This window comes from Deltaproteobacteria bacterium, from assembly GCA_016875395.1.
In the GTDB taxonomy this organism is placed as follows: Bacteria; Myxococcota_A; UBA9160; order UBA9160; family UBA6930; genus VGRF01.
This window is the reverse complement of the sequence record VGRF01000026.1, coordinates 59,444-66,149: the sequence shown is the minus strand read 5'-3', so window position 1 is coordinate 66,149 and position 6,706 is coordinate 59,444. Positions and strand designations below refer to the sequence as shown.

Sequence of the window (6,706 nt, the reverse complement as noted above, 5' to 3'; positions counted from 1 at the left end):
TCCGCCTCGCGCAGAATCTTCACCATCTGCTCTTCCGTAAACCGACTCTTCTTCATGGGGGCTTCCTTTCCGTCGGAAGCCATTCTCTCTCAAGAATCAGTCGGTCCGAGAATCGGCCAGCAGGTCAGATGTTCCCGACGAACGTGTTCGCCGCCGTGCTCGGCTACAAGCCACGCGAGTTCTTCGAAGCGCCGCAGGGCCACGACGCGGTGCCCGACGTCATGGGACGATTCCGCGGTCACCAAGGCAAGTAGCCGCGAGCCCGCGCGATGAAGTCGCCCGAGGAGTTCGACGCGTTCCTGCGCGAGCAGATCGTGCCGCGCATGCGGGCGATCGAGGACGAGCGGCGCAAGGTGCAGGCGCGGCGCGATGCCCTCGCGGTGCCGGCCGCGTGGAAAGTCGCAGGCTCCGTCGCGGGCTTCGCGCTCGCGATCTTCGCGAAGCAGTTCGCCCTGCTGATCGTGCTCGCTGCGCTTCCGTGGGTCGTCGAGGCCGCGCGCAAGCTGAAGGTTCCCGACACGGCATCGCCGCTCGTGCGCAGCCAGATCCTCGAGCCGGTGGTGCGCTTCTGGGATCCGAGCTTCGACTACAAGCAGCGCGGGCACATCGCGCAGGCCGAGTTCGACGCGAGCCGCCTGTTCGCGGGCGAGAGCTTCAATCGCTACGCGGGCGAAGACCTCGTCACCGGCAAACACGGTGCGACCGCGTTCCGCTTCTGCGAGCTGCATGTGAAGCACGTCGAGAAGACGAAGAACGGCACGCGCACGCGCGTCGTGTTCGACGGCATCTTCTTCGTCGCCGACTTCAACAAGTCGTTCCGCAGCCAAACCGTCGTGCTGCCCGACACCGCCGAGCGCGCGCTCGGCACCTTCGGACGCGCGTTCCAGTCCCTCGCGAGCGGCGCGAGCGGCATGCAACTCGTCGAGCTCGAAGACCCCGCCTTCGAGCGCGCCTTCACCGTGCGCAGCACCGACCCGACCGAGGCGCGCTACCTGCTCTCGCCGAGCTTGATGCAGCGCATCGCCGCATTCGGCGCGAACACCGGCTCGAAGCTCCGCCTCGGCTTCCTCGGTGGCCGCGTCTACGTCGCGATCCCGCTGCCCGGCGACTTCCTCGCCATCAACGCTCACAAGCCGCTCATGCTCGACGACATTCGCAAGTGGGCGGGCGAGCTGCTGTTCGCGACGAGCATCGTCGACGAGCTGGACCTGAACACGCGCATCTGGGCGAAGAAGCCCGCGGCGTAGCAGGCCGCCCCGCCGCGCGTCGCGGCCAGCCCGGCCATCCGCAATTGCGCGTATCCCCGCGGCCTCCTCGTCCGTCGTGTCATCGTGGGGCGTTTCGCAAGGAGGCGCGCGGTGAGGTTCGTCATCTTGATGAGCAGCGACGACGAAGCGTGGGCCGCGCTCTCGAGCGCCGAGCAATCCCGCGTGATGGCGGCGCACGAGGCGTGCGAGCGCGAGCTGCGTGCGGGGAAGCACTTCCTCGCGAGCTGGCGGCTGCGCCCCGCCGACGAAGCGCGCTCGGTCGTGCGCGAGCCCGATGGCTCGTACTGCGCGAAGTCCTCGGCGGAGCTGTGTGCTCAGCTCGGCGGCGCCTACCTGATCGAAGTCGCGAGCCGCGACGACGCGGAAGCGTGGGCGAGGCGGCTGCGCTTCATCCCCGGTGTGAACGAAGTGCGCGAGGTGTGGGAGTGAGCGGCGCGCCGAACGAGCGTCTCGGCGAGTGGCTCCGCATCGCGCCGCGCTCCGGCGGCGGGTTCGAGGCCACGCTCCAGGATCACTTCGGCGAAGCGCAGCACGGCGACCTCCTCGCGCGCTGCGCGCTGGCGGTGCTCGCGCACGACGAGAACGCGCGGCTCGCCTCGCTGCGCGCGGATTGGCTGGCGCCGCTTCCGCCTGACGAGCCGCTCGCGCTCCGCGTCGAGCCCCTGCTCCGCGAGAGAACGTGCAGCGAAGTTCGCGTTGCTGGCGACTCCCCGCTGTGCCGCGCCACCGCGTGGCTCGCTCCCGCGGCGAGTGGCGTGAGTTATCAGGACGCGGCGTTGCCTTCGGGCCTGCCCGATCCCGAGTCGCTGCCGGCCACGGTCGAGTACGCGCGCAAGGAGGGCTGGCCCGAGGCGTATGCCGCTGGCGCCGTCGAGTACCGGCGCGTCAGCGCACTGCGCCCCGATCGCGCGCGCGGTGAATCGAGCGACCACGTGACGTGGCTGAAGCTGCGCGCGCCGCTGCCGCGCGCTGCCCACCTCGAGCAGGCAGCGCTCGTATTCCTCGCCACTTACTACGCGCACTGGGAGTTCGAGCGCCGCATCGGCGAGCGATTCGACTACGCCGCGCTGTGTTTTCGCACGCACGCCGTGCGCCTCCAGCGCGCGCTGCGACCCGAGGGCTGGTTCCTCTTGCGCGCGAGCTCGCGCGTCGCCTCGGACGGGCGCGCGGTGGGAACGCGCGAGCTGTTCGCGCGCGATGGCGCGCTGGTCGCGACCGTGACGAGCGAGGCGCTCGTGGGGGAGATGCGCTGATGGCGGACGAGCTTCCCGGCGCGCTGCGCGACGAGCTGCGTGCGGCCTGGCACCGCTACGTCGACCTCACTGCGCCGCTGCGTCCCGCGCTACACGGCTACTGCCGGCGGCTCACGGGCAATCTCTGGGACGCGGAGGACCTCGTGCAGGACACGCTGCTGCGCGCGTTCGCGACGCTCGGCAGCATCCATCACGAGATCGCGAACCCGCGCGGGTACTTGTTACGGGTCGCCTCGAACTCGTGGATCGACGCGGCCCGGCGGCGCGAGCTCGAAGCGCGCGAGGCGGCGCTCGCAGCGCCTGAGCCCTCCGCAAAGCCTCGCGTGGACGAGCTGCGCGATGCGAGCGCAGCGCTGCTCCAGCGCCTCGCGCCGCAGGAGCGTGCAGCGCTCGTGCTCAAGGAAGCGTTCGAGCTGAGCCTCGAAGAGATTGCGGCCACTCTGAACACCAGCGTCGGCGCAGTGAAGGCTGCGCTGCATCGCGGGCGCGAGCGTCTTCGCGACGAAGCGCCGCCGCGAAGGCCGCGCACCTCGCGCGAGCTCGTCGACGCGTTCGTCGCCGCCTACAACGCCGCCGACCTGGAGGCGCTCCTGGCGTTGATGCAGGACGGCGGCCAGGTCGAGAACGTCGGCTGCGGGCTCGAGTACGGCAGCGACAACTTCCGCACGCGCCAGAGCTGGTTCCACGCAGCGCTGCAAGGTCACGCCGAGTGGCCCGCGGAGTTGCAGTACGAGGCGCCGCGCATGCAGCTCGCGCTCGTCGGCGGCGAGCCCGTTGCGCTGGGCTTCGTCACGCGCCGCGGTCGCGAGGCGCTGGAGCAGGTGATGCGTATCGACGAGCACGAGAGTCGCATCGCGCGCCTGCGCGGCTACGCGTTCTGCCCGGAGACCATGCGCGCGATCGGAGAGGAATTAGGGATCCGGGTGCGAACCGGGCTGTATCGGTACCCGACGCCGGCAGCGGGGGAGCACTACTAGCCGCGCGTCAGAGCAGCTCCGCGATCGCCCTCACCACGCGATCCGGCTGCGCGGGCGCGCTCGCGGGCACACCCGCACGCGCGTGGTCGACCCACACGCTGGGGATGCCTGCGCGCTTCGCGCCGAAGATGTCGGAGCGCAGGTCGTTGCCGGTCATCAGCGCCTCGGTCGGCTCGGCGCGCAGTGCGGCGAGCGCGCGCTGGAAGACGCGCGGGTCGGGCTTGCCGAAACCGAGCTCGCCCTCTACGAAGATCGCGTCGAAGAGCGGCGCCACCTCGAAGCGCACGATCTTCTCGCGCTGAAACACCGCGCCGCCGTTCGTCACGAGCGCCAGCGCATGCCCGCGCGCGCGCAGCTCGACGAGCGCCTCGCGCGCGCCGGGGAAGAAGTGCATGCGCTCGCTGCGCGTGCGCGTGAAGGCGTCGCCGAGCGCGTGCGCGAGCGCGAGATCGCGCAACGCGAGGCGGCGGAACGCGGCCTCGGCGACGGCGCGGCGCGCCCACGGCATCGCGAGGCGCCCGCGCTTCTCGCGCACCGGGTCGTCCCAGAACGAATCGCGCGCAGCGAGCACCGCGGCGTGCAGCATTGCGCTCGCGACGCCGGCGCGAGGCGCGTACGCGTCGCACAGCTCTGCCCACAAGTTCTCGTCCCCCGCGCTCTCGCGCAGGATGGTGTCGTCGAGATCGAAGAGCAGCGCGCGCGGGAGACTCACGTGCGCGAGCCCGCGAACGCTGACGGCTGCTGCCACGCGGCGAAGCGATCGAGAAGGCGCGCGGCGTCGCTGTCGACCTGCGTGAGCGCGCGGTGCTCGTGCGAGAGGAAGCCCTGCGCGACGGCGCGGTCGAGCATCGCGAGCAGCGGGTCCCAGTAGCCGCTCACGTTCACGAGGCCGCACGGCTTCGCGAACAGACCGAGCTGCGTCCACGTGAGCACCTCGGTGATTTCGTCGAGCGTGCCCATGCCGCCGGGCAGCGCGAGAAACGCGTCGGCGCGGCGCATCATCTCGCCTTTGCGCTCGAACATGTCGCGCACCACGACGCGCTCCGTGAGCCGCACGTGCGCGACTTCGCGGTCGACGAGCGACGCGGGAATCACGCCCACGACGCTCGCACCGCCCGCGAGCGCGGCGTCGGTGACGACGCCCATCAGACCGAGCGCGCCGCCGCCTGTCACGAGTCCGAGGCCGCGCGCGGCGACGAGCGCACCGAACGCGCGCGCCGCCTCCGCGTAGGCGGCGCTCGCGCCTTCGCGCGCGCCGCAGAACACGCACACCCACTTCATCGCTCGCTCTCCAGCTCTCGCGTGAACTTCCGCACCGCGTCCGCGAGCGACGCGATCACCGCCCCGTCGTCGCGCCCCGACTTCTTGCGCACGTGAAACGCGTGGTCCGCGTCGTCCTCGAGATGCAGCCGCGCGCGCGAGCCGAGCGCCGCCACGACGGGGCGCAGCAGCGCGAGCTCGGCGAGCGCGTCGCGCGTGCCCTGCGCGAACAGCATCGGCTGCGCGACTTCGCGCAGATGCGCGGCGCGCTCCGTGCCGGGCTTGCCGGCGGGGTGCAGCGGGAAGCCGAGGAACACGATGCCGCGCGCAGTCGCGAGCGCGCCCTTCGCGGCGACCTGCGAAGTCATGCGCCCGCCGAGCGACTTCCCGCCCGCGAACAGCGGCAGCGCGCCCGCGCGGCGCTGCGCTTCTGCGAACGCGTCGCGCACGGCGGCGTGCAGCAGCGGCGGCGCGTCGATGCGCTTCTCGCCGCGCTGCATCCACGGGAACTGAAAGCGCAGCGTCGCGACGCCGCGCTCCGCGAGCGCCGCGGCGATCGCCTCCATGAACGCGTGCCGCATGCCGGCGCCCGCGCCATGCGCCAATAACAAGTACGTCTCGGCGCGCTCCGGGCGCAGCTCGAGCGCCTCGAGCTCGCCGATGCGCAGCGGGCTAGCGGCGCTCACGAGCGGCGATGCGTTTCCAAGCAAAGACGAGGGCGCTGGCGGCGAGCAGGAGTGCGGGAACGAGATGAGACGGCTCGAGACCATGAAGCCAACTCGCGGCGGGACTCGCTCCGTGGCCCGGATGCGCGATCGCCGCGTTCGCCAGCAACGAGCAGGCAACTCCGAGAGTCCGTGACGCCATCGCCGCCTCCACTTCCTTTTGCCGGCTCGTGCGCCGGAAAGCGAACTCTAACCGCACGCCGCGCAACCCGCGGCGAGGCGGCGCGTTGAAGGAGGCATCGAGTTCGAAACCATCCCAACCAACCCAACGAGACCCAGGAGCCCACCGTGAAGCCTCTTCACCTGACCGCCGCAGCCTTCGCCAGCCTCTTCCTCGCCAGTGCCGCCTTCGCCGATCACGGCGACGCGATCGAGGAGCACCTCGACAAGAAGGGGGATCGCATCGAAGAGCGTCTCGATCGCAAGGGCGATCGCATCGACCGCCGCCTCGATCGACGCGCTGACGCCGCCGAAGCGAACGGCCGCGAGCTGCGCGCCGAGCGCCTCGACCGCAAGGGCGACCGCATCGACCGCCGCCTCGATCGACGCGGCGAGCACATCGATCGCCGCCTCGACCGCAAGGGCGCGCGCATCGACCGCCGGCTGGATCGACGCGGTCGCTGAGCCCAGCACCTCGCAGCTTCTCACTGCACGCGCCCCGGTGGAGGTGATCTCCACCGGGGCGTCGTGTTGTTAGACGCGGCTCTCCCGATCCAGCACGTAGTAGATCTGCGGCAGCCCGTTCACCGTGACGCGGTGGTCGAAGCGCATGCCGAGGCGCTGCATCACGCGCTCGCTCGCCTTGTTCTCGGTGTCGGTGCCCGCCCAGACGCGCGCGTGGCCGCGCTCGAACGCGAGGGCGAGCACGGCGCGCGAGGCTTCGTCCGTGAAGCCGCGGCCCCAGTGCTCGGGCAGAAGGCCGTAGATCAGCTCGAGCTCGCCGTTCTTCGTGGGGCGCGCGCCGGCGAAGCCGATCAGCTCGCTCGCGCCGCAAACGGCGACGCCGAAGATGCCGACGCCGTGATCGCGAAAGGCGGCTTCGCTCTGCGCGAGCACGTCCTCGACTTCGGCGGGCGTGCAGATCACCGAGTCCCACAGATATCGGCGCACGTACGGGTCGCGGAAGATCGCGAGCAGGCGCGCGTGGTCGGCGCGCGCGATGGGGCGAAGCTCGAGGCGCTCTGTGGTCAGCATGCGCGCAGATTAGGCCGCGGCGCGCGCGA

Annotated in this window: 9 protein-coding genes; 4 read left to right on the top strand and 5 right to left on the bottom strand. The window is 71.2% G+C overall.

What is annotated here, in order from left to right:
- Window positions 1-269: 269 nt before the first annotated feature.
- The 4 genes from FJ091_17485 to FJ091_17470 all read left to right on the top strand — a co-directional run bounded on the left by FJ091_17485 (window position 270) and on the right by FJ091_17470 (window position 3,498).
- On the top strand, window positions 270-1,247 hold the full coding sequence (locus FJ091_17485) for a DUF3137 domain-containing protein (protein ID MBM4385148.1): 978 nt from the start codon (window positions 270-272) through the stop codon (window positions 1,245-1,247).
- A gap of 111 nt (window positions 1,248-1,358) precedes the next feature.
- The gene (locus tag FJ091_17480; GenBank protein ID MBM4385147.1) at window positions 1,359-1,697 is read left to right on the top strand and encodes a hypothetical protein; all 339 of its coding nucleotides are present in this window, start codon (window positions 1,359-1,361) and stop codon (window positions 1,695-1,697) included.
- Window positions 1,694-2,521 (top strand): thioesterase family protein, encoded by an 828-nt coding sequence (locus FJ091_17475; GenBank protein ID MBM4385146.1) that lies wholly within the window; start codon window positions 1,694-1,696, stop codon window positions 2,519-2,521. Before FJ091_17480 ends, FJ091_17475 begins: the two co-directional genes overlap by 4 nt.
- Window positions 2,521-3,498, top strand: a complete 978-nt coding sequence (locus FJ091_17470) for an RNA polymerase sigma factor (protein MBM4385145.1) — start codon at window positions 2,521-2,523, stop codon at window positions 3,496-3,498. The genes FJ091_17475 and FJ091_17470 overlap by 1 nt, the downstream gene beginning before the upstream one ends.
- Window positions 3,499-3,505: 7 nt before the next feature.
- On the opposite strand, the gene FJ091_17465 is transcribed toward FJ091_17470, so the two are convergent.
- The 5 genes from FJ091_17465 to FJ091_17445 all read right to left on the bottom strand — a co-directional run bounded on the left by FJ091_17465 (window position 3,506) and on the right by FJ091_17445 (window position 6,677).
- Complete coding sequence (locus FJ091_17465; GenBank protein ID MBM4385144.1) at window positions 3,506-4,246, bottom strand: HAD-IA family hydrolase; 741 nt, start codon at window positions 4,244-4,246, stop codon at window positions 3,506-3,508.
- Window positions 4,207-4,779 carry a TIGR00730 family Rossman fold protein gene (locus FJ091_17460; protein ID MBM4385143.1) on the bottom strand — a complete coding sequence of 191 codons (573 nt, stop codon included), beginning with the start codon at window positions 4,777-4,779 and terminating at the stop codon, window positions 4,207-4,209. Before FJ091_17460 ends, FJ091_17465 begins: the two co-directional genes overlap by 40 nt.
- Window positions 4,776-5,528 carry a dienelactone hydrolase family protein gene (locus tag FJ091_17455; GenBank protein MBM4385142.1) on the bottom strand — a complete coding sequence of 251 codons (753 nt, stop codon included), beginning with the start codon at window positions 5,526-5,528 and terminating at the stop codon, window positions 4,776-4,778. The genes FJ091_17460 and FJ091_17455 overlap by 4 nt, the downstream gene beginning before the upstream one ends.
- 144 nt (window positions 5,529-5,672) lie before the next feature.
- Complete coding sequence (locus FJ091_17450; GenBank protein ID MBM4385141.1) at window positions 5,673-6,161, bottom strand: hypothetical protein; 489 nt, start codon at window positions 6,159-6,161, stop codon at window positions 5,673-5,675.
- Between the two features lie 15 nt (window positions 6,162-6,176).
- On the bottom strand, window positions 6,177-6,677 hold the full coding sequence (locus tag FJ091_17445) for a GNAT family N-acetyltransferase (GenBank protein ID MBM4385140.1): 501 nt from the start codon (window positions 6,675-6,677) through the stop codon (window positions 6,177-6,179).
- Window positions 6,678-6,706: the final 29 nt, after the last annotated feature.

What these genes read in the sequence shown, in the direction of transcription:
- FJ091_17470 (MBM4385145.1), top strand. Translation starts at nt 2,521, where the DNA reads ATGGCGGACGAGCTTCCCGGCGCGCTGCGCGACGAGCTGCGTGCGGCC.
- FJ091_17455 (MBM4385142.1), bottom strand. Translation starts at nt 5,528, where the DNA reads ATGGTCTCGAGCCGTCTCATCTCGTTCCCGCACTCCTGCTCGCCGCCA.
- FJ091_17485 (MBM4385148.1), top strand. Translation starts at nt 270, where the DNA reads ATGAAGTCGCCCGAGGAGTTCGACGCGTTCCTGCGCGAGCAGATCGTG.
- FJ091_17460 (MBM4385143.1), bottom strand. Translation starts at nt 4,779, where the DNA reads ATGAAGTGGGTGTGCGTGTTCTGCGGCGCGCGCGAAGGCGCGAGCGCC.
- FJ091_17445 (MBM4385140.1), bottom strand. Translation starts at nt 6,677, where the DNA reads ATGCTGACCACAGAGCGCCTCGAGCTTCGCCCCATCGCGCGCGCCGAC.